Annotated in this window: 21 protein-coding genes; 4 read left to right on the top strand and 17 right to left on the bottom strand. The window is 68.0% G+C overall.

The genetic code is table 11. From position 1 onward, the window contains the following. The 12 genes from rpsC to rpsL all read right to left on the bottom strand — a co-directional run bounded on the left by rpsC (position 1) and on the right by rpsL (position 9,050). Positions 1-849, bottom strand: coding sequence for a 30S ribosomal protein S3 (gene rpsC / locus LWP59_RS03125; protein ID WP_144643246.1), 849 nt, complete (start codon positions 847-849; stop codon positions 1-3). Next, positions 849-1,256 carry a 50S ribosomal protein L22 gene (gene rplV / locus LWP59_RS03120; protein ID WP_144643245.1) on the bottom strand — a complete coding sequence of 136 codons (408 nt, stop codon included), beginning with the start codon at positions 1,254-1,256 and terminating at the stop codon, positions 849-851. Before rplV ends, rpsC begins: the two co-directional genes overlap by 1 nt. Before the next feature lie 27 nt (positions 1,257-1,283). Continuing rightward, positions 1,284-1,565, bottom strand: a complete 282-nt coding sequence (gene rpsS / locus LWP59_RS03115) for a 30S ribosomal protein S19 (RefSeq protein WP_027940998.1) — start codon at positions 1,563-1,565, stop codon at positions 1,284-1,286. Positions 1,566-1,583: 18 nt separating this feature from the next. Continuing rightward, positions 1,584-2,417, bottom strand: coding sequence for a 50S ribosomal protein L2 (gene rplB / locus LWP59_RS03110; protein ID WP_144643244.1), 834 nt, complete (start codon positions 2,415-2,417; stop codon positions 1,584-1,586). 15 nt (positions 2,418-2,432) lie between these two features. Beyond that, positions 2,433-2,744 (bottom strand): 50S ribosomal protein L23, encoded by a 312-nt coding sequence (rplW, locus tag LWP59_RS03105; RefSeq protein ID WP_144643243.1) that lies wholly within the window; start codon positions 2,742-2,744, stop codon positions 2,433-2,435. After that, positions 2,741-3,433 carry a 50S ribosomal protein L4 gene (gene rplD / locus LWP59_RS03100; RefSeq protein ID WP_144643242.1) on the bottom strand — a complete coding sequence of 231 codons (693 nt, stop codon included), beginning with the start codon at positions 3,431-3,433 and terminating at the stop codon, positions 2,741-2,743. Before rplD ends, rplW begins: the two co-directional genes overlap by 4 nt. Continuing rightward, the gene (gene rplC / locus LWP59_RS03095; protein ID WP_144643241.1) at positions 3,430-4,086 is read right to left on the bottom strand and encodes a 50S ribosomal protein L3; all 657 of its coding nucleotides are present in this window, start codon (positions 4,084-4,086) and stop codon (positions 3,430-3,432) included. The genes rplD and rplC overlap by 4 nt, the downstream gene beginning before the upstream one ends. Before the next feature lie 31 nt (positions 4,087-4,117). Beyond that, positions 4,118-4,423, bottom strand: coding sequence for a 30S ribosomal protein S10 (gene rpsJ / locus LWP59_RS03090; RefSeq protein ID WP_003883485.1), 306 nt, complete (start codon positions 4,421-4,423; stop codon positions 4,118-4,120). 297 nt (positions 4,424-4,720) lie between these two features. Further along, positions 4,721-5,914, bottom strand: coding sequence for an elongation factor Tu (gene tuf / locus LWP59_RS03085; protein ID WP_144643240.1), 1,194 nt, complete (start codon positions 5,912-5,914; stop codon positions 4,721-4,723). 127 nt (positions 5,915-6,041) lie between these two features. Next, positions 6,042-8,141 carry an elongation factor G gene (gene fusA, locus LWP59_RS03080; RefSeq protein WP_144643239.1) on the bottom strand — a complete coding sequence of 700 codons (2,100 nt, stop codon included), beginning with the start codon at positions 8,139-8,141 and terminating at the stop codon, positions 6,042-6,044. A 64-nt stretch (positions 8,142-8,205) separates the two neighbouring features. Next, on the bottom strand, positions 8,206-8,676 hold the full coding sequence (gene rpsG, locus LWP59_RS03075; protein WP_144643238.1) for a 30S ribosomal protein S7: 471 nt from the start codon (positions 8,674-8,676) through the stop codon (positions 8,206-8,208). Beyond that, positions 8,676-9,050, bottom strand: coding sequence for a 30S ribosomal protein S12 (gene rpsL, locus LWP59_RS03070; protein ID WP_003102113.1), 375 nt, complete (start codon positions 9,048-9,050; stop codon positions 8,676-8,678). Before rpsL ends, rpsG begins: the two co-directional genes overlap by 1 nt. Positions 9,051-9,565: 515 nt before the next feature. Between rpsL and LWP59_RS03065 the strand changes: the two genes are divergently transcribed. Genes LWP59_RS03065 through LWP59_RS03050 form a run of 4 tightly spaced genes read left to right on the top strand, consistent with a single transcriptional unit; the run spans position 9,566 to position 12,317 of the window. Continuing rightward, complete coding sequence (locus LWP59_RS03065) at positions 9,566-10,138, top strand: YbaB/EbfC family nucleoid-associated protein (RefSeq protein ID WP_144643237.1); 573 nt, start codon at positions 9,566-9,568, stop codon at positions 10,136-10,138. Then, entirely contained in the window at positions 10,138-10,506 is a 369-nt protein-coding gene (locus LWP59_RS03060; protein ID WP_186383463.1) for an ESX-1 secretion-associated protein, read from the top strand. The genes LWP59_RS03065 and LWP59_RS03060 overlap by 1 nt, the downstream gene beginning before the upstream one ends. Before the next feature lie 3 nt (positions 10,507-10,509). Then, entirely contained in the window at positions 10,510-11,736 is a 1,227-nt protein-coding gene (locus tag LWP59_RS03055; RefSeq protein ID WP_144643236.1) for a WXG100 family type VII secretion target, read from the top strand. After that, positions 11,736-12,317, top strand: a complete 582-nt coding sequence (locus LWP59_RS03050) for a hypothetical protein (RefSeq protein WP_144643235.1) — start codon at positions 11,736-11,738, stop codon at positions 12,315-12,317. Before LWP59_RS03055 ends, LWP59_RS03050 begins: the two co-directional genes overlap by 1 nt. 51 nt (positions 12,318-12,368) lie before the next feature. Here the strand turns inward: LWP59_RS03050 and LWP59_RS03045 are convergent, their stop codons facing one another. The 5 genes from LWP59_RS03045 to LWP59_RS03025 form a co-directional block, all read right to left on the bottom strand. Next, on the bottom strand, positions 12,369-12,518 hold the full coding sequence (locus LWP59_RS03045) for a hypothetical protein (RefSeq protein WP_186383466.1): 150 nt from the start codon (positions 12,516-12,518) through the stop codon (positions 12,369-12,371). Between the two features lie 135 nt (positions 12,519-12,653). Further along, a complete protein-coding gene (locus LWP59_RS03040; protein ID WP_144643234.1) occupies positions 12,654-16,565 on the bottom strand; it encodes a DNA-directed RNA polymerase subunit beta' in 3,912 nt (1,303 codons plus the stop codon). Between the two features lie 90 nt (positions 16,566-16,655). Beyond that, positions 16,656-20,156 carry a DNA-directed RNA polymerase subunit beta gene (gene rpoB, locus LWP59_RS03035; RefSeq protein ID WP_144643233.1) on the bottom strand — a complete coding sequence of 1,167 codons (3,501 nt, stop codon included), beginning with the start codon at positions 20,154-20,156 and terminating at the stop codon, positions 16,656-16,658. Between the two features lie 368 nt (positions 20,157-20,524). Then, positions 20,525-20,971 (bottom strand): hypothetical protein, encoded by a 447-nt coding sequence (locus LWP59_RS03030; protein WP_144643232.1) that lies wholly within the window; start codon positions 20,969-20,971, stop codon positions 20,525-20,527. A gap of 13 nt (positions 20,972-20,984) precedes the next feature. After that, a complete protein-coding gene (locus LWP59_RS03025; RefSeq protein ID WP_229858305.1) occupies positions 20,985-21,863 on the bottom strand; it encodes a hypothetical protein in 879 nt (292 codons plus the stop codon). Positions 21,864-21,885: the final 22 nt, after the last annotated feature.

The raw sequence follows: 21,885 nt of genomic DNA, 5'->3' as shown, positions 1-21,885 counted from the left end.
TCAGCCCTCCGTCTTCTCGGCCGCGTCCGGCTTGCCCTGCGCAGGGGCTTCGCTGGTCGCGACGTCCATGTCAGTCTTGGCGGCGGCCGCGGCCCGGCCGGCCTCGGTGGAGGTCGGCGTGGTGCCCGAGGAGCCGGAGCGACGCGGGCGGGACGGACGGTCGCGGCGCGGCGCGCGCTCGGCGGCCGCGGCGTTGTCGCGCTCCGCCTTGGCCTTCAGGCCACCGACGATGTCGCCCTTGTAGATCCACACCTTCACGCCGATCCGGCCGAAGGTGGTGCGGGCCTCGAAGAAGCCGTAGTCGATGTCCGCACGCAGCGTGTGCAGCGGGACCCGGCCGTCGCGGTAGTGCTCGGAACGGGACATCTCGGCGCCGCCGAGACGACCGCCGCACTGCACGCGGATGCCCTTGACCTGCGGCGAACGCATGGAGGTCTGGATCGCCTTGCGCATCGCGCGGCGGAACGCCACGCGGTTGGACAGCTGCTCCGCGACACCCTGCGCGACGAGCTGGGCGTCGGCCTCGGGGTTCTTCACCTCGAGGATGTTCAGCTGCACCTGCTTCTTGGTCAGCTTCTCCAGCGCGCCACGGATGCGGTCGGCCTCCGCGCCGCGGCGGCCGATGACGATGCCCGGCCGGGCGGTGTGGATGTCGACGCGGACGCGGTCACGGGTGCGCTCGATCTCGACCTTGGAGATGCCGGCGCGCTCCATGCCCGTGGAGAGCAGCTTGCGGATCTTGACGTCCTCGGCCACGTACTCCGCGTACTGCTTGTCGGCGTACCAACGGGACTTCCAGTCCGTGGTGATCCCGAGCCGGAAGCCGTGCGGGTTGATCTTCTGGCCCACTACCGGCCACCCTTCTTCTTACCGCTCTTCTTGGCCTCAGGGCGGGACTCGACCTCGACCGTGATGTGGCTCGTCCGCTTGCGGATCCGGTACGCACGCCCCTGGGCACGCGGGCGGATGCGCTTGAGCGTCGGACCCTCGTCGGCGTAGGCGTTCTTCACCCACAGCGTCTCGGGGTCCAGGTCCAGGTTGTTCTCCGCGTTGGCCATGGCGCTCGCGAGCACCTTCGCCACCGGCTCGCTGGCGGCCTGCGGCGCGAACCGCAGGATCGCCAGCGCCTCCTGGGCGTTACGACCCTTGATCAGCTCGATCACCCGGCGCACCTTCATCGGCGAGTCCCGGACGAAGCGAGCCCGCGCGTGGGCCACAGGCAGAGCCTCGGCCGTAGCGTCTTTCTGGGCACTCATTCGTTAGTTCCTCTTCTCGGTGCGCGCTCAGCGACGGCGCGACTTGCGGTCGTCCTTGATGTGGCCCTTGAAGGTCCGCGTCGGGGCGAACTCGCCCAGCTTGTGACCCACCATCGCCTCGGTGACGAACACCGGGACGTGCTTGCGGCCGTCGTGCACGGCGATCGTGTGCCCCAGCATGTCGGGGATGATCGTGGACCGGCGGGACCACGTCTTGATCACCGTCTTCTTGCCCGACTCGTTGAGGGCGTCCACCTTCTTGAGCAGGTGGTCGTCCACGAACGGGCCTTTTTTCAGGCTGCGCGGCATATTCTTCTACCTCCCTGCTCAGCGCTTCTTGCCGGTACGCCGGCGGCGGACGATCAGTTGGTCGGACGGCTTGCGACGACGGGTACGACCCTCGGGCTTGCCGTTCGGGTTCACCGGGTGGCGGCCACCGGAGGTCTTGCCCTCACCACCACCGTGCGGGTGGTCGACCGGGTTCATCACGACACCACGGACGGTCGGGCGCTTGCCGCGCCAGCGGTTGCGGCCCGCCTTGCCCCAGTTGATGTTGGCGTGGTCGGAGTTGCCGACCTCGCCGATCGTGGCGCGGTTGCGCACGTCCACGTTGCGGATCTCGCCCGAGGGCATCCGCAGCTGGGCGTACGGCCCGTCCTTGGCCACCAGCTGCACCCGGGCGCCGGCGGAGCGGGCGATCTTCGCGCCGCCACCGGGGCGGAGCTCGATCGCGTGCACCACGGTGCCGACCGGGATGTTGCGCAGCGGCAGGTTGTTGCCCGGCTTGATGTCGGCGCGGGGGCCGCTCTCCACCTTGTCGCCCTGCTTGAGCTTCTCCGGCGCGATGATGTAGCGCTTCTCGCCGTCGACGTAGTGCAGCAGTGCGATCCGGGCGGACCGGTTGGGGTCGTACTCGATGTGCGCGACCTTGGCCGGGATGCCGTCCTTGTCGTTGCGCCGGAAGTCGATGATCCGGTAGGCCCGCTTGTGGCCGCCACCCTTGTGCCGGGTGGTGATCTTGCCGGACGCGTTGCGGCCACCGCTCTTGCTCAGCGGGCGCAGCAGCGACTTCTCCGGCGTCGACCGGGTGATCTCGGCGAAGTCCGACACACTCGAGCCACGACGGCCCGGCGTCGTCGGCTTGTACTTGCGAATACCCATTGTCAGCTCAGTCCCTTACGCGGCGGGTCCGCCGAAGATCTCGATCGGCTTGCTCTCGGCGGACAGCGTCACGATGGCGCGCTTGGTGTCCTTGCGCTTGCCGAAGCCGTAGCGGGTGCGCTTGCGCTTGCCCGTCCGGTTCAGCGTGTTGACGCTGACGACCTTGACGCCGAACACCTGCTCGACCGCGATCTTGATCTGGGTCTTGTTGGCGTCCGGCCGGACGACGAACGTGTACTTGTGGTCCTCGAGCAGTCCGTAGGACTTCTCGGAGATCACCGGCGCGAGCAGGATGTCACGCGGGTCGGGGATCGCCACGCTGCTCACTGGTCACTCCCTTCGACCTCAGTGGACGTCGCGGAGGCCTTCACGCTCTTGCCCTTGACCGGGCCGGCGATGAAGACGTCGTACGCCGCCTTGGTGAACACCACGTCGTCGTTGACCAGCACGTCGTAGGTGTTGAGCTGGTCCGCCCAGATGAGGTGGATGTTCGGCAGGTTCCGTGCCGACAACCAGGTCAGCTCGTCGTCGCGGTGCAGCACCACGAGGACCCGCTTGGCGGGGGTCACCGCGGCGAGCGCCGTCTTGACGGCCTTGGTGGAGGGCTTCTCGCCCGTCACCAGCTCGGTCACCACGTGCAGCTGGCCCGCGCGCGCCCGGTCGGAGAGGGCGCCACGCAGAGCGGCGGCCTTCATCTTCTTCGGGGTGCGCTGGGTGTAGTCGCGCGGCGTGGGGCCGTGCACGGTGCCACCACCGGCGAACTGCGGCGCCCGGGTCGAACCCTGGCGGGCGCGGCCGGTGCCCTTCTGCCGGTACGGCTTCTTGCCGCCACCGGAGACCTCACCGCGGGTCTTGGTGTCGTGGGTGCCCTGACGGGCGGCGGCCAGCTGGCCGACCACGACCTGGTGCATCAGCGGCACGTTGGCCTGCACGTCGAAGATCTCGGGCGGGAGCTCCAGGCTGCCTGCGGAATCACTGCCGCTGCCGGCCGGGTTCTTCAGCTCGACGCTGGTCATGCGGTGGCACCACCCTTCGCGGCGGTCTTGACGAACACGAGGCTGCCGTTGGCGCCGGGCACGGCGCCCTTGATCAGCAGCAGGCCGTCCTCGGCGCGCACGTCGTGCACGGTGAGGCCCTGGGTCGTGGTCTTGACGTGGCCCATCCGGCCGGCCATCCGCACGCCCTTGAAGACGCGGCCGGGGGTGGCACAGCCACCGATCGAACCCGGCTTGCGGTGCACGGCCTGCGCACCGTGGCTGGCGCCCTGGCCCTTGAAGCCGTGCCGCTTCATGACACCGGCGTAGCCCTTGCCCTTGCTGGTCCCGGTGACGTCCACGCGCGAACCGGCGGGGAACACCTCGGCGGTGATCTCCTGGCCGATCTCGTAGCTGGCCGCGTCGGTGGTACGCAGCTCGGCGAGGTATCGCCGCGGCGTCACGCCCGCCTTGTCGTAGTGGCCGGTTTCGGGCTTGTTGACCCTGCGGGGGTCCACGGCGCCGAACGCCAGCTGCACGGCCTCGTAGCCGTCGTTGTCCTTCGTACGCACCTGGGTGACGACATTCGGCCCGGCCTGCACGACGGTCACCGGGACGATCCGGTTGCCCTCGCCGAAGACCTGCGTCATGCCGAGCTTCTTGCCCAGAATGCCCTTCATTTGCCTGTCAGACATGAGTCTCTTATCTCCGCCGCTCGCCCAACGCTTACTGGATGTTGACGTCGACGCTCGCCGGCAGGTCGATGCGCATCAGCGCGTCGACCGTCTTCGGCGTCGGGTCGAGGATGTCGATCAGACGCTTGTGCGTGCGCATCTCGAAGTGCTCGCGCGAGTCCTTGTACTTGTGCGGCGAGCGGATGACGCAGTAAACGTTCTTCTCGGTGGGCAGCGGCACAGGTCCGACGACCGAGGCTCCGGTGCGCGTCACCGTCTCCACGATCTTGCGCGCGCTGGCGTCGATCGCCTCGTGGTCATAGGCCTTGAGCCTGATGCGGATCTTCTGTCCCGCCATGGTTGCAGCTCGTCCTTACCGTCTTGTGCCGCTATTTCCGCACGTCAACTGGCTTCTGCCCGGTCCACGCGGTCGGGCGTGTCGCGCCCGATGTGCAGACTGATCCCGTAGGGATCGTTGTCGTGCCGGTTGGTCTGGATTCCTGCCGGAGAAGCCCGGCCCCAGGCCACTCGCGCCAGGGCGGCCGAATCTGCGATGAGAATCGGCCGCCCTGCGACGAGCAACCCAAATAGTGTCGCACACGTGCTTTCGCAACCCAGCCCCGGGGGTGTATAGGCCCCCGGGACTGGGAGGAAATCACTTGATGATCTTGGTAACCTGGCCCGCGCCGACGGTCCGGCCACCCTCACGGATGGCGAACCGCAGACCCTCGTCCATGGCGACCGGCTGGATCAGCGACACCGAGATCTCGGTGTTGTCGCCCGGCATGACCATCTCGGTGCCCTCGGGGAGGGTCACCACGCCGGTCACGTCCGTGGTGCGGAAGTAGAACTGCGGGCGGTAGTTGTTGAAGAACGGCGTGTGCCGGCCACCCTCGTCCTTGGACAGGATGTAGACCGAGCCCTCGAACTCCGTGTGCGGAGTGGTGGTGCCGGGCTTCACGACGACCTGGCCGCGCTCGACGTCCTCACGCTTGATGCCACGCAGCAGCAGACCGACGTTGTCACCGGCCTGGCCCGAGTCGAGCAGCTTGCGGAACATCTCGACACCGGTGACAGTCGTCTTCTGCGACTTCTCCTTGATGCCGACGATCTCGACCTCTTCGTTGACGTTGACCTGGCCGCGCTCCACACGACCGGTCACGACGGTGCCGCGGCCGGTGATGGTGAAGACGTCCTCGATCGGCATCAGGAAGGGGCGGTCGAGGTCACGCACCGGGTCCGGCACGTTGTCGTCCACAGCCTGCATGAGCTCGAGCACCGACTCGGCCCACTTCTCGTCGCCCTCGAGCGCCTTGAGGCCCGAGACCTTGACCACGGGGGCGTCGTCGCCGGGGAACTCCTGCGAGGACAGCAGCTCACGAACCTCCAGCTCGACGAGCTCGAGGATCTCCTCGTCGTCGACCATGTCGGCCTTGTTCAGCGCCACCACGATGTAGGGCACACCCACCTGACGGGCGAGCAGCACGTGCTCACGGGTCTGCGGCATCGGGCCGTCGGTCGCGGCGACCACCAGGATCGCGCCGTCCATCTGGGCGGCACCGGTGATCATGTTCTTGATGTAGTCCGCGTGACCGGGGGCGTCCACGTGCGCGTAGTGACGCTTCTCGGTCTGGTACTCGACGTGCGAGATGTTGATCGTGATACCGCGCTGCTTCTCCTCCGGCGCGTTGTCGATCTGGTCGAACGCACGGGACTCGTTGAGCTCCGGGTACTTGTCGTGCAGAACCTTGGTGATCGCCGCGGTCAGAGTGGTCTTCCCGTGGTCGACGTGACCGATGGTTCCGATGTTGACGTGCGGCTTGCTCCGCTCGAACTTCGCCTTCGCCACTGGAATGTCCTCCTGGACTGTTGCTTGCTCACCGGCCGACGTGGCTTAGTCGGACAGCGACTCGTTCTGGTCAGTTGTGCGGACCTTAGGGGAGGCCCCTTTCGCGCCCGCGTTGGGTGCTACGGGATTACTCCCCCGTCGCCTTCGCGATGATCTCCTTCGCGACGTTCGCCGGAACCTCGGCGTAGGAGTCGAACTGCATGGAGTAGTTCGCACGACCCTGGGTGCGAGACCGCAGGTCGCCCACGTACCCGAACATCTCCGAGAGCGGAACCAGCGCCTTCACGACGCGGGTACCCGCCCGCTCCTCCATGGCCTGGATCTGGCCACGGCGGGAGTTGAGGTCGCCGATGACGTCACCCATGTAATCCTCGGGCGTGGTCACCTCGACCGCCATCATCGGCTCCAGCAGTGCCGGGCTCGCCTTCTTCGCGGCTTCCTTGAGCGCCATGGAACCGGCGATCTTGAACGCCATCTCCGAAGAGTCGACCTCGTGGTAGGCACCGTCCAACAGGGTCAGCTTCAACCCGACGAGCGGGTAGCCGGCCAGCACGCCGTACTGCATGGCGTCCTGCGCGCCCGCGTCCACCGAGGGGATGTACTCCCGGGGGATGCGGCCACCGGTGACCTTGTTGTCGAACTCGTAGAGCGCACCGTCCGTCGTCGCCAAGGGCTCGAGCTTGATGATCACCTTGGCGAACTGACCGGAGCCACCGGTCTGCTTCTTGTGCACGTAGTCGAGCTTGTCGACCGTCTTGCGGATCGTCTCGCGGTAGGCGACCTGCGGCTTGCCGATGTTCGCCTCGACCTTGTAGTCGGACTTCATCCGGTTCACCAGCACCTCGAGGTGCAGCTCACCCATGCCGGCGATGATCGTCTGCCCGGTCTCCTCGTCCTGGTTGACCTGGAAGGTGGGGTCCTCCTCGGCCAGCCGCTGGATCGCGACGGACAGCTTCTCCTGGTCGGCCTTGGTCTTCGGCTCGATGGCAACCCGGATGACCGGCTCCGGGAAGGTCATCGACTCCAGCACGATCGGGTGCTGCGGGTCGCACAGGGTGTCACCGGTCGTGGTGTCCTTCAGGCCGATGACCGCGTAGATGTGGCCGGCCTGGGCGTCGTCGACCGGGTTCTCCTTGTTGGAGTGCATCTGGAAGATCTTGCCGATGCGCTCCTTGCGCTCCTTGGTCGAGTTGATGACCTGGGCGCCGGCGGAGACCTTGCCCGAGTACACCCGGATGTAGGTCAGCTTGCCGAAGAAGGGGTGCGCGGCGATCTTGAAGGCGAGCGCGGCGAACGGCTCCTCGGTCGAGGGCTTCCGGATGGCCTTGGTCTCGCCGTCGGGCAGCAGGCCCTCGACGGCGGGGACGTCCAGCGGCGAGGGCAGGTAGTCGATCACGGCGTCGAGCATGGGCTGCACGCCCTTGTTCTTGAACGCCGAACCGGCCAGCATCGGGAACGCCTGGCGGGTGACGGTGAGCTTGCGGATGCCGGACTTGATCTCGGCCTCGGTCAGCTCCTCGCCCTCGAGGAACTTCTCCATCAGCGTGTCGTCGGTCTCCGCGACCGCCTCGACCAGCTTCTCCCGGTACTCCGCGGCCTTGTCGGCGAGCGCGGCCGGGATGTCCTCGATCGAGTAGTCCTCGCCCTTCTTGACGTCGCCGCGCCAGGTCAGCGCCTTCATGCGGACCAGGTCGACGACGCCCTCGAACTCGCTCTCCGAGCCGATCGGGAGCTGGATGACCAGCGGGCGCACGCCGAGACGATCCTCGACGGTCTTCACCGTGAAGTAGAAGTCCGCGCCCAGCTTGTCCATCTTGTTGACGAAGCAGATGCGGGGGACGTCGTACTTGTCGGCCTGGCGCCAGACCTGCTCGGACTGGGGCTCGACGCCCTCCTTGCCGTCGAACACCGCGACAGCACCGTCGAGCACCCGCAGGTTGCGCTCCACCTCGACGGTGAAGTCGACGTGACCCGGGGTGTCGATGATGTTGATCTGGTGGTCGGCCCAGAAGGTGGTGGTGGCAGCCGAGGTGATGGTGATACCCCGCTTCTGCTCCTCCTCCATCCAGTCCATCGTCGCGGCGCCGTCGTGCACCTCGCCGATCTTGTAGTTGATCCCGGTGTAGAACAGGATCCGCTCGGTCGTCGTGGTCTTACCGGCGTCGATGTGGGCCATGATGCCGATGTTGCGGACCTTGTTCAGGTCTGTCAGCACGTCGCGTGCCACTGCAATGTTCCCCTGTCTGGAAGCGTGGGGCCCGGCCTGGCTTATCTCGGCAGCCGGGCGGCGATCACCAACGGTAGTGGGCGAAAGCCTTGTTCGATTCGGCCATCTTGTGGGTGTCCTCGCGGCGCTTCACGCTGGCCCCGAGGCCGTTGCTCGCATCGAGCAGCTCGTTCTGCAGGCGCTCGATCATGGTCTTCTCGCGGCGGGCCTGCGAGAAGGACACGAGCCAGCGCAGCGCAAGGGTGGTCGAGCGGCCGGGCTTGACCTCGATCGGCACCTGGTAGGTGGCGCCACCGACACGGCGGCTCTTCACCTCGATGGCGGGCTTCACGTTGTCGAGCGCACGCTTGAGCGTGACGACCGGGTCGGTGCCGGTCTTCTCCCGGGCGCCCTCGAGCGCGCCGTAGACGATGCGCTCGGCCAGCGAGCGCTTCCCGTCCTTGAGCACCTTGTTCACCAGCTGGGTGACCAGCGGCGAGGCGTAGACCGGGTCGGAGATCAGTGGCCGCTTCGGGGCCGGACCCTTGCGGGGCATTAGCTCTTCTCCTTCTTCGCGCCGTACCGGCTGCGCGCCTGCTTGCGGTTCTTCACACCCTGGGTGTCCAGGGAACCGCGAATGATCTTGTAGCGGACGCCGGGGAGGTCCTTCACACGACCACCACGCACGAGCACCATCGAGTGCTCCTGCAGGTTGTGGCCCTCGCCCGGGATGTAGGCGGTGACCTCGATGCCGCTGGTCAGCTTCACACGCGCGACCTTGCGCAGCGCCGAGTTCGGCTTCTTGGGGGTGGTGGTGTACACGCGGGTGCACACGCCACGCCGCTGCGGGCTCCCCTTGAGCGCCGCGGTCTTCTGCTTGGCAGCCTTGTCCTGGCGGCCCTTGCGGACCAGCTGCTGGATCGTGGGCAATGGACCAGCTTTCTGTCGCGTCTTGCTTGTTCGTCTTCAGTCCCCGGCCCCCGAGGTCGGGCGTGTCGGCCCGCGTCTAAGCCTTGCGGCCGGTAACGTTCCCTCGGATTTCCGCGGAGCCCCGCTGCACCGGAACAGCCGACGGGGGTGCCGGAGGCTCCCCCGCGCGAGCCGGATGGCGCGCAGAGCGGCCCAGCATGTGCCGGGCACAGTCGTCAAAGATACCCGCCCGTTTTGGGGCCTACCACATCGGGGTGGCTTTAGGGGCACACAACGCGGGGACGGGTCGCTTGACCGTTGAGCTTAGCGGAATCCCGAGCGGCGACCGGAGCGATTTCCGGGCGGGGACGGCTCCCGCCGACCTGTGCAACGCACGGTAGCCCCTGGTCATTCCCGGCCCTCGGACGAGTGACCGAGATCGGCTATTTCGTCCGTTCCGCCCCCGCATCGCCCGCTTTCGGACATCATGAGGTGCACGTCAGTCAGCAGCCGGAAGAGGAGATCAGGAGGCGGTCGTGTCGGCCGAGTTCGACCAGCTCGTGACCCAGTTCGAGCAGTTCCAGGCAAGGCTCCGGCACGTCGACGAGCAGTTCGCCGACGTGGCCGCGATGCAGGCCGAGCTGACCGCCCTCGAGGCGACGGCGACCTCACCGGACCGGTCGGTCACGGTCGTCGCCGGGCCCGGCGGCGCGGTCAAGGACATCCGGTTCACCGACGCGGCGCTCCGCCAGTCCGCGCCTGCTCTCTCCGCGGCCGTGCTCGCCACGCTGCGGCAGGCGGTCGCCGAGGCGGCACGCCGGCAGGCCGGCATCGTCGAGGCGCACGTCGGCGACGACATGCACCTGATGGACCAGGTGCTCGAGACGCAGGCCGAGCTGTTCGGCACCACCCCGGAGGAGCTGCGGGCCTCGATGGCGGAGCAGCCCGCCCGGCCCGCGGCCGACGAGCCGCACGACGACCACGACGACTACGGGCAGGGCAGCGTCCTGCGCCGGGAGGAACCGCAGTCAAGGGCTGCCCCGCCTGCCCGCGGGAACGACCCGTCCGGGAACCGCTTCCTCAACCTCTACGACGAGGAGGACCGCTGATGGCGGGCGGACACGCGGTCGTGGTCGCGGCCCTGCGCCAGTACTCGGGCCGGCTCGCGGAGGACATCGCCGTGCCACAGGAGATCTCCGGTCTCGTCGGCTCCTCCGACGTCGGGGACAAGTCGTGGGGCCTGGTGGGCCTCGTCGTCAAGGACGACTACACGCGGATGCTCGGCGACCTGCGGGACCTGCTGACCGAGATGGCGAACGGACTGCAGGCGGCCGGCGAGAAGTTCGCCGCCGCCGCGAACTCCTACGACCGGCACGAGGACGACAGCAAGCAACTGCTGGGCGAGGTCCTCAAGGAACTGTCGGACCCGGCGCCCTCACGCACCCCGAGCGTGGGCCCTGCCCCGAAGGAGCGCTGAGCCGTGGCCGACGAGAAGGTGACCGGGCAGCGGAGCCACATCACCATCACCGAGCCCGGCGACCCCGGCTTCGTCAACACCGATCCGGACAAGCTGCTGTCCTCCCTGCCCGGCCCGCTGGGCAGCGGCTACAGCACCTTCACCACGGTCAAGGGCGCGCTGTCCGACGGCAAGGTGAGCGGCGGCGAGGTCGCGGGCATCGCCGCGAGCGGTGCGGGGTTCGTGAGCTCGTGCATGAGCGTGTCGAGCATCGCCACCGACCCCATCGGCTGGCTGGTCGGACAGGGCCTGAACTTCCTGATGAGCATCGTCCAGCCGCTGCAGGACGCGATCCACTTCGTCAGCGGCGACGGTCCGGCGCTGGCCGCGGCGGCGGGCAACTTCGGCGCCATCGGCCAGGGGCTGGCGGACTACAGCCAGAAGTTCGTCCAGGACGCACAGGCCTCGCTGGCGAACTGGGACGGCGAGGCCGCCGACGCGGCGGCGAAGAAGCTCGCGCAGTTCTCCCAGGGCATCAACGGCGTCGCGGGCCAGGCCGGCGACATCGCCCAGCTGCTGCAGATCTCCAGCATGGTCATGCAGGTGATCGAGGAGTTCATCAAGGCCGTGCTCACCGAGCTGATCACCTGGCTGATCATGATCTGGATCCCGGCGCTGGCCGCGGCCGTGCCGACCTGCGGTGGCTCCACCGCCGCCGCGGGCACCGCCACCACCGTCCGGGCCACGCAGACCGGCTCGAAGGTCAGCCGCTACATCCAGAAGCTCAAGGAGATCCTCGACAAGATCCGGCAGTTCCTGGTGAAGATGAAGGACTTCTTCGTGCAGTGGAAGGGGAACTTCAAGCAGGTCATGGACACCAAGGCGATGCGGAGCGGGCTCGCGAAGCTCGAGTCACAGAGCGCCAAGGCCGCCGGGACGAAGACCGACTGGGGCACCCGCCTGCAGGACGCCGAGAGCGGCATGGTCGGCAAGCGGGTGTACACCGGCGCGGGCGAAACGCTCGGCACGACCGCGAAGAAGTCGGGGATGGGCTCGGTCGGGCTCGGCGGGCTGATCAACAAGGAGGGGAAGTTCGAGGTCCCCAGCACGGCCAAGGGGCGGACGCAGCTGGGTGTCGACGTCGCGGGCAAGGGCGGGAAGTACGCCTCCGGCGGTGAGAAGGCCGCCGGCTACGGCGACACCGGCGAGGACCAGTCGCCCGAGGAGACGAGCGAGGACCTGGACTTCTGATGAGCTTCGACGTCAGCGGTGTGGTCGGTGCGATCGTCGTCGTGCCGTTGGTCCTGTGGGTCGGCTACCTCCTGCTGTCCCCGGTGGTCTTCCGGCGCCTGCTGCTCCCCCAGCTGGCCAGGCAGCACGGCTGGCGCGTTCGCAAGGGCCGCTCGCGGGCTCCACGCGACCTGCCGGGCGATGGCGGGCAGAGCTGGGAGGTGCCGCTGCCCGACACGGTGTGCGAGTTCCTCGGCCGCTATCGGGGACGACCGGTGCACGGCGTCCAGGTCAGCGTCACCCGAGGAGACGGCTACGACACGACGACCGGGACCTGGTCGGCGAACTCCACGAGCTATTCCGTCGTCACGGTGGCGACGGGCGACCGGCCGTTCGCCGGGTTCCACGACCGGAACCGGGCCACCGCGGTCAACGGCGACCCCATCGCGCTCTACCCCGACTTCACCGAGTGGGCCCGCAACCGCAAGCCGGAGACCCGCACCGACGTGCGGCAGGAGGGGCACGGCTTCCGGTCCGTCAGCTGGCGCGGCGGCCTCAAGCGCAAGCGGCTGCTGCGCGCACTCGACGAACTGACCGCGTGACGAGGACAAAATCGGAGGGCCCCGGACGGGAAAGTCCGGGGCCCTTTTCGATCAATCGTCGTCGTCGGGTTTCGCGTGATCCGGTTTGCCCGGATTCGGATCCCGAGTCAGATCGATGGCCGGATGACGCGGCGCGCCTTCCGGGGCCGCGTGGCGGCCTGTCGGAGCTTCCTCCTGGTCAGCACCGTGTTCCACGTTCACAACGCCCTCCTCGCCTCGCAATCGGTGTGAACGGTCTTCGACACGCTAACCCAAGCCCGCGGGCAAAAGCACGAAAGGGGCCCCAGTGCGAATGATTCGCACCGAAGCCCCTTTTCGTGGTTATTCGGGACTACGTCAGCGGAAGTCACGCCCGAAGTCGTAGTCGTCCAGCGGGACCGCCGCACCGGTGCCGGTGCCGAACACGTCCGGGGTGTAGTAGCCGTCGTCGTAGGACGGGATGGCGTACGCGGCCACCCTGGCCTCCTCGGTCGGCTGCACCTGGATGTTGCGGTACCGGTTGATGCCCGTGCCGGCCGGGATCAGCTTGCCGATGATCACGTTCTCCTTGAGGCCCACGAGCTTGTCGCTGCGGCCGTTGATCGCCGCGTCGGTCAGGACACGCGTGGTCTCCTGGAACGACGCCGCGGACAGCCACGAGTCCGTGGTCAGCGAGGCCTTCGTGATACCCATCAGCACCGGGCGACCCGAGGCGGGCTCGCCGCCCTCGGCGACCGCGGCCCGGTTCGTCGCCTCGAACTTGGTGCGCTCGGGGAGCTCACCAGGCAGGAAGTCGGTCGAACCGGAGTCGATGATCGTGACCCGGCGCAGCATCTGCCGGACGATCACCTCGATGTGCTTGTCGTGGATCGACACACCCTGCGCCCGGTACACCTTCTGGACCTCGTCCACCAGGTGCATCTGCGCCTCGCGCGGGCCCATCACACGCAGCACCTCGTGCGGGTCCGGCGTGCCCTCGAGCAGCGGCTGGCCGACCGACACGTGGTCGCCGTCCGCCAGCGGCCCGGTCGGGGTGTTGGCGAGGCGCTGACGCTTCGACAGCTTGTCGAAGACGATCTCCTCGCTGCCGTCGTCCGGGATCAGCGTGATCTTCCAGAACCGCTCGCTCTCCTCGATGCGCACGCGGCCATCGACGTCGGCGATCGGCGCCTTGCCCTTCGGCACCCGGGCCTCGAACAGCTCGGTGACACGGGGCAGACCCGTGGTGATGTCGTCACCGGCGACACCACCCTGGTGGAAGGTACGCATCGTCAGCTGGGTACCAGGCTCGCCGATCGACTGGGCGGCGACGATGCCGACGGCCTCGCCGACGTCCACCAGCTGACCGGTCGCCATCGAGCGGCCGTAGCAGGTGGCGCACACCCCGACGGTGGACTCGCAGGTCAGCACGCTGCGGACCTTGACCCTGGTGATCCCGCTGGTGATCAGCTTCTCGATCGCGGGGTCGCCGAGGTCGTCGCCACCGTTGAGCACCACGTTGCCCTCGGCGTCCGTGGCGTCGGTGGCCAGGGTCCGGGCGTAGGCGCTGGTCTCGACGTGCTGCGCACGCACGATCCGGCCGTCGCCGAGGTCCTCGCCGATCGGCATGTTGATGCCGCGGGTGGTGCCACAGTCGGTCTCGCGGACGATGACGTCCTGCGACACGTCCACCAGACGCCGGGTCAGGTAACCCGAGTCGGCGGTCCGCAGCGCGGTGTCGGCCAGGCCCTTCCGGGCACCGTGGGTGGCGATGAAGTACTCGGCCACCGACAGGCCCTCACGGAAGTTCGCCTTGATCGGGCGCGGGATGTACTCACCCTTCGGGTTCGACACCAGACCACGCATACCGGCCAGCGAACGGACCTGGGTCATGTTGCCCGCCGCCCCCGACTTCACGATCACGGAGATCGGGTTGTCGTCGGGGAAGGCGTCCTCCATGACCTTGGCGACGTCGTCGGTCGCCTGGCTCCACACCTTGACCAGCTCGTTGTTGCGCTCGGTGTGCGAGAGCTGACCGCGCTGGTAGCGCTTCTCGACCTGGTCGGCCTTGGCCTCGTACTGGTCGAGGATCTCCTTCTTCTCCTTGGGCACGACCACGTCGGAGATGGCGACGGTGACGCCAGAGCGGGTCGCCCAGTAGAAGCCGGCGTCCTTGAGCCGGTCCAGGGTCTGCGCGACCTGCGTCATCGAGTACCGCTCCGCCAGGTCGTTCACGATCGCGGCCTGCCGCTTCTTCGGCATCGGCTCGTTCACGAACGGGTAGTCCGGCGGCAGCAGCTCGTTGAACAGCACCCGGCCGAGGCTGGTCTCGGCGAGCCACATCTGACCCGGCTCCCAGCCCTTCTCGGCCAGGCGGGCCTCGTCGGCCTTGCTCGGCTGCCGGTCGGTGATCCGGATCTTGATCGGGGCGTGCAGGCTCAGCGCCTTGCGGTCGTAGGCCATGATCGCCTCGGCGGGCGAGGAGTACGCCTGCCCGGCACCGGTCGCGTTCTCGTCCAGGCGGGTCAGGTGGAACAGACCCGTGACCATGTCCAGCCGGGGCATGGCCAGCGGACGGCCCGAGGCCGGCGACAGGATGTTGTTCGCCGAGAGCATCAGGATCCGGGCCTCGGCCTGCGCCTCGGCCGACAGCGGCAGGTGCACCGCCATCTGGTCACCGTCGAAGTCCGCGTTGAACGCCTCGCAGACCAGCGGGTGCAGCTGGATGGCCTTGCCTTCCACCAGCTGCGGCTCGAAGGCCTGGATGCCGAGGCGGTGCAGGGTCGGCGCACGGTTGAGCAGCACCGGGTGCCCGGTGATGACCTCTTCCAGCACGTCCCACACGGCCGGGCGGGCCCGCTCGACCATCCGCTTGGCGGACTTGATGTTCTGCGCGTGGTTCAGGTCGACCAGCCGCTTCATCACGAACGGCTTGAACAGCTCCAGCGCCATGTCCTTGGGCAGACCGCACTGGTGCAGCTTCAGCTGCGGGCCGACGATGATGACCGAACGGCCCGAGTAGTCGACGCGCTTGCCGAGCAGGTTCTGGCGGAACCGGCCCTGCTTGCCCTTGAGCAGGTCGGACAGCGACTTCAGCGGCCGGTTGCCAGGGCCGGTGACCGGACGGCCACGGCGGCCGTTGTCGAACAGCGCGTCGACGGCCTCCTGCAGCATCCGCTTCTCGTTGTTGACGATGATCTCGGGCGCGCCGAGGTCGATCAGTCGCTTGAGGCGGTTGTTCCGGTTGATCACCCGGCGGTACAGGTCGTTGAGGTCCGAGGTCGCGAACCGGCCACCGTCGAGCTGCACCATCGGGCGCAGGTCCGGCGGGATGACCGGGACGGCGTCGAGCACCATGCCACGCGGGTCGTTGCCGGTGGCCTGGAACGCCGCGACGACCTTCAGCCGCTTGAGAGCGCGGAGCTTCTTCTGCCCCTTGCCGTTGCGGATGGTGTCGCGCAGGTTGTCGGCCTCCGCGGCGACGTCGAACTCGGTGGCCAGCTTCTGGATGGCCTCCGCGCCCATGCCGCCGGTGAAGTACTCGCCGTAGCGGTCGAACAGCTCGCGGTAGAGCATCTCGTCCGCGATCAGCTGCCGCGGCTCGAGCTTGCTGAACGTCGTCCAGATCTCCTCGAGCCGGTCCAGCTCGCGCTGGGCCCGGTCGCGGAGCTGGCGCATCTCGCGCTCGCCGCCCTCCTTGACCTTGCGGCGCACGTCGGACTTGGCACCCTCGGCCTCGAGCTGCGCCAGGTCGGCCTCGAGCTTCTGCGCCCGCGCCTCGATGTCGGCGTCGCGCTTGGTCTCGATGTTCTTGCGCTCGACGCCGATCTCGTTCTCCAGCGTCGGCAGGTCGTTGTGCCGCAGCTCGGTGTTCACCGCGGTGATCACGTAGGCCGCGAAGTAGATGATCTTCTCGAGATCCTTCGGGGCCAGGTCCAGCAGGTAGCCCAGCCGCGACGGCACGCCCTTGAAGTACCAGATGTGGGTGACCGGGGCGGCCAGCTCGATGTGGCCCATCCGCTCACGCCGCACCTTGGCACGGGTCACCTCGACACCACAGCGCTCGCAGATGATGCCCTTGAAGCGGACCCGCTTGTACTTGCCGCAGTAGCACTCCCAGTCCCGGGTGGGGCCGAAGATCTTCTCGCAGAAGAGGCCGTCCTTCTCGGGCTTGAGCGTGCGGTAGTTGATGGTCTCCGGCTTCTTCACCTCGCCGAAGGACCACTGGCGGATGTCGTCAGCGGTGGCCAGGCCGATCCTGAGCTCATCGAAGTAGTTGACGTCCAGCACGTCGTTGCATCCCCTTGGGGTAGATGTGGCTAGAGGGGTCGGCTATCCGGGGAGTCCGCGCGGGAGGAGCGGACTCCCCGGATGGCTGGGCTATTGCACGACGTCGTCCACCGAGGGCGACTCGTTGCGGGACAGGTTGATGCCGAGGTTCGCCGCGGCGCGTTCGAGGTCCTCGTCGTCGGTGTCGCGCATCTCGATCGCCGCACCGTCGGAGGAGAGGACCTCCACGTTGAGGCAGAGCGACTGCAGTTCCTTCAACAGCACCTTGAACGACTCGGGGATCCCCGGGTCCGGGATGTTCTCGCCCTTGACGATGGCCTCGTACACCTTCACCCGGCCGACCACGTCGTCCGACTTGATCGTCAGGAGCTCCTGCAGCGTGTAGGCCGCGCCGTAGGCCTGCATCGCCCAGCACTCCATCTCACCGAAGCGCTGGCCACCGAACTGCGCCTTACCACCCAGCGGCTGCTGGGTGATCATCGAGTACGGACCGGTGGAGCGGGCGTGGATCTTGTCGTCCACCAGGTGGTGCAGCTTGAGGATGTACATGTAGCCCACGGCGACGGGGTACGGGAACGGCTCGCCGGAACGGCCGTCCAGCAGCACCGCCTTGCCGTCCGGCTGGACCAGGCGCTCACCGTCACGGTTCGGCTTGGTCGAGGACAGCAGGCCGGTGAGCTCCTCCTCCTTCGCGCCGTCGAACACCGGAGTCGCGGTGTTCGTGCCGGCGTCGACGTCGTAGAGCTCCTCGGGCAGGTTCGTCGCCCAGTCGGGGCTGCCCTCGACCTTCCAGCCCTGTGAGGCCAGCCAGCCCAGGTGCAGCTCGAGGATCTGGCCGATGTTCATCCGTCGCGGCACACCGTGGGTGTTCAGCACGATGTCGACCGGGGTGCCGTCCTCCATGAACGGCATGTCCTCGGCGGCCAGGATCTTGCCGATGACGCCCTTGTTGCCGTGCCGGCCGGCGAGCTTGTCGCCCGGCTGGATCTTCCGCTTCTGGGCCACGTACACCCGGACCAGCTCGTTCACGCCCGGGGGCAGCTCGTCGTCGTCCTCGCGGGAGAACACCCGGATGCCGATGACCTTGCCGGTCTCGCCGTGCGGCACCTTCAGTGAGGTGTCGCGGACCTCGCGGGCCTTCTCGCCGAAGATCGCGCGGAGCAGGCGCTCCTCCGGGGTCAGCTCGGTCTCGCCCTTCGGCGTGACCTTGCCGACCAGGATGTCGCCGTCGCGGACCTCGGCACCGATCCGGATGATGCCGCGCTCGTCCAGGTCGGCCAGCACCTCTTCGGAGACGTTCGGGATGTCCCGGGTGATCTCCTCGGCGCCGAGCTTGGTGTCGCGCGCGTCGATCTCGTGCTCCTCGATGTGGATCGAGGTGAGCACGTCGTCCTGCACGAGCCGCTCGGAGAGGATGATCGCGTCCTCGTAGTTGTGGCCCTCCCACGGCATGACGGCGACGAGCAGGTTCTTGCCCAGCGCCATCTCGCCGTTCTCCGTGGACGGCCCGTCCGCGATGACCTGGCCCTTCTCCACCCGGTCGCCCTCGTTCACGATCGGCCGGTGGTTGAAGCAGGTGCCGTGGTTGGTGCGGCGGAACTTGTACAGCCCGTAGCTCTTGCGGGTGCCGTCGTCGTGCATGATCGTGATCAGGTCGGCGGAGAGCTCCTCCACCACACCGGCCTGCTCGGCGACCAGCACGTCACCGGCGTCGACCGCGGCCCGCAGCTCCACCCCGGTGCCGACCAGCGGCGCCTGGTTGCGCAGCAGCGGCACGGCCTGGCGCTGCATGTTCGCGCCCATCAGCGCGCGGTTCGCGTCGTCGTGCTCGAGGAACGGGATCATCGCCGTGGCGACCGACACCATCTGGCGCGGCGACACGTCCATGTAGTCCACGTCCATCGGGTCGATCAGCTCGACCTCGCCACCCTTCCGGCGGACCAGGACGCGGTCCTCGGCGAAGTAGCCGTCGTCGTTCAGCGGGGCGTTGGCCTGCGCCTTGACGAACCGGTCCTCCTCGTCCGCGGTCAGGTAGTCGACCTGGTCGGTGACCTGGCCCTCGACGACCTTGCGGTACGGGGTTTCGATGAAGCCGAACGGGTTGACCCTCGCGTACGAGCACAGCGAGCCGATCAGGCCGATGTTCGGGCCTTCCGGGGTCTCGATCGGGCACATCCGGCCGTAGTGGCTCGGGTGCACGTCGCGGACCTCCATGCCGGCGCGCTCACGGGACAGACCACCGGGGCCCAGCGCCGAGAGGCGGCGCTTGTGGGTCAGGCCCGACAGCGGGTTGTTCTGGTCCATGAACTGCGACAGCTGCGAAGTGCCGAAGAACTCCTTGATCGCCGCCACGACGGGCCGGATGTTGATCAGGGTCTGCGGCGTGATCGCCTCGACGTCCTGGGTGGTCATCCGCTCCTTGACCACGCGCTCCATGCGGGAGAGGCCGACCCGGATCTGGTTCTGGATCAGCTCGCCCACGGTGCGCAGACGGCGGTTGCCGAAGTGGTCGATGTCGTCGACCTCGACCGGGATCTCCTGGCCGTTCATCGTCATCTTGTCCTCGCCGGCGTGCAGCCGGACCAGGTACTCGATGGTGGTGACGATGTCCTCTTCGGTGAGCGTGCCGGTCTCGTACGGCAGCTCCAGGCCCAGCTTCTTGTTGACCTTGTAGCGGCCGACCTTGGCCAGGTCGTAGCGCTTGTCCTTGAAGAACAGGTTCTCCAGGAGGGTCTGCGCGCTCTCCTTCGTCGGCGGCTCGCCCGGGCGCAGCTTGCGGTAGATGTCCAGCAGCGCCTCGTCGGTGCCGGCGGTGTGGTCCTTCTCCAGCGTGGCCAGCAGCGTCTCCGAGAAGTGGAACCGCTCGCGGATCTGCTCGGTGGTCCAGCCCAGGGCCTTCAGCAGCACGGTGACCGGCTGGCGGCGCTTGCGGTCGATCCGGACGCCGACGGTGTCGCGCTTGTCCACGTCGAACTCGAGCCACGCGCCGCGGCTCGGGATGATCTTGACGCTGAAGACGTCCTTGTCGGTGGTCTTGTCGATCGCCTGGTCGAAGTACACCCCGGGCGAGCGGACGAGCTGGGACACCACGACACGCTCGGTGCCGTTGATGATGAAGGTGCCCTTGTCGGTCATCACGGGGAAGTCGCCCATGAAGACCGTCTGGCTCTTGATCTCGCCGGTGTTGTTGTTGACGAACTCCGCGGTGACGAACAGCGGAGCCGCGTAGGTCATGTCCTTGTCTTTGCACTCCTCGACGGAGGCCTTGACCTCATCGAAGCGGGGGTCGGAGAAGGACAGCGACATCGAGCCCTGAAAGTCCTCGATGGGCGAGATCTCGTTGAGGACCTCTTCGAGCCCGCCGACCGGGTTCTCTTCTCCTTCTTCGACGCGGCGCTCGAACCACTTCTCGTCACCGGTGAACCATTCGAACGACCGGATCTGCACGTCCAGCAGATTGGGTGTGGCGAGCGGTTCGCGGATCTTCGCGAAGGAGACCCGCTTGGGGGCTCCGGGGATTCCCGTGATGTTCGAGTCAGATACAGCCGTGTTGGTCGCAGCAGTGGCCTGGTTCGCGGGAGAGACTGCCAAGATGCGTCCTTCCGGGGACAATGAGCGGTGAGCAGCCGCGTTAGCAACAACTAATACGACTGTCAAGGGTGCCGTGGTGCCCACTATCCTAACTGCCGTGCCCGGGCAGCCTGAAAGAGGGCAGCGCAAAGAAGCAGTCTAGCCTGAACGACGGGTTCTGTCGAGGGCGCTCCCGATGGGGCCCAGATCTCGATCACTCCGTCTTCAGGTATGCCTCCCAGCTACGCCCTCCCGCAGGGCGTTGCCGTCGGGAGTAAGCGTGACCCCCCGGGCCGTCTGAGTCAAGATGCCACGCCTTCAACCCGCCGGTTGGCGCAATGTGGTCCCAGGGTGTACGCGACGTGATATCACGCCGCCGACCTGCGGGTTCATGCCGACTCGGGAGTGGGCTGGAGCGGCTCGATGATCTGCTCACGAAGCCATCCACGCCCGCCCGTCGGAGGCCTCGCCGGGGTCCGGGACGGCGTCCACGAGCTCGCCCGGCGACCAGGCGCGCAGCCCCGTTCGATGGCGACCGTCACCTCCGGCGCGACCGTGCCGGGCAGGTGGCGGTGCGGCCGGCCGCAGAGGTGGAGAACGCCCCCGGCGGCAGGCGGCAGGCGGCAGGCCGCCGGGAGCCCGGGCGCGGCGGGAGTGCGCTCGCCGAGGCGGCGCGTCCACAGCACCGCGTCCCGGCGCCGGTCGAGCGGGCCGGGCTCACCGGGCCGCTGCTCGTGCTCGGCGAGCCCGTGCAGGCCATCGACGTGGATCCGGAGCAGCCCGAGGTCGGCCGGGTGGCAGCCGCCGATGCGGTCGTCCTCGCGGCCGGGACTCACCGGACCCGGCGGGTCAGCGTGACGAGGGCGGGGCCTGGGTGGTCGGGGCCGGGGCCTGGCTCGGGGCCGGGGCGGCGGGCTGCTCGGAGTTGTAGGTGTTCAGCTGGGCCACCTTCCACTTCCCGTCCACCTTCTGCATGTTCAGCCACAGCTGAGCACTGCCGCTGGAGGTCTGGTTCTGGTCGGTGCGCGTCGCGGTCTGGTCGACGAACACCATGACCCGGGCGCGGTCGCCGTTGAGCATGATCACCGCGCTGCGGCTCGCCTTGACCGTGACCACGATCTTCTGCTGCGGCGCCAGGCGCTCGACCTCGCCCATCAGGTTGTTGTACGTCGCCTTGACCTCGTCGTTGAGCAGCAGGTCCTTGGCCGCGTTCTGGGTCTTGGCGATGTTGTTGTAGTCGTAGGAGAACAGCGTCTCCGCGGCGCTGGTCGCCGCCTGGTTGACCTGCGAGGTGCCGGCGACGTCGAGCAGCGCGGTGTTCTCCGTCGCCGCGCTGACCTTGTTGTCCTCGATCTTGAACCAGGTCGCGAACCCGGCGAGCACGATCGCCAGCCCGAACAACGCCCCCGCGACGATGTAGGGGTTCCGCCGCCGGCGCTCGGCCCTCGGCTCGGGGTCGGACTCGGCGTCGGCGTCGCTCAGCGCCGCCTCGGCCTCCTCGAAGTCCGACGGCTTCGCCGTGCCCGCGTCACGGCTCTTGCGCCGCGGGCTCGGCTTGGACGGAGCCGCGAAGAGGTTCTCCTCGGTCTCCGGGGCCTCGACGTCCTGGGGCGGCTCGTCCTGCGGCCGCTCGTCCTGCGGGCGCGGGCTCGGCGAGGGACGACGCAGGCCCGCCACCTTGGGCCGCCGCATCGGCTGCTGCGGACGGCCGGGGTTGCTCGATGGCACAACGAACTCCGTTCCTGCGACG

Source organism: Amycolatopsis acidiphila, assembly GCF_021391495.1.
In the GTDB taxonomy this organism is placed as follows: Bacteria; Actinomycetota; Actinomycetes; order Mycobacteriales; family Pseudonocardiaceae; genus Amycolatopsis_E; species Amycolatopsis_E acidiphila.
Note: the sequence above shows the minus strand (reverse complement) of the source record. Positions and strands in the feature narration are given on the sequence as shown.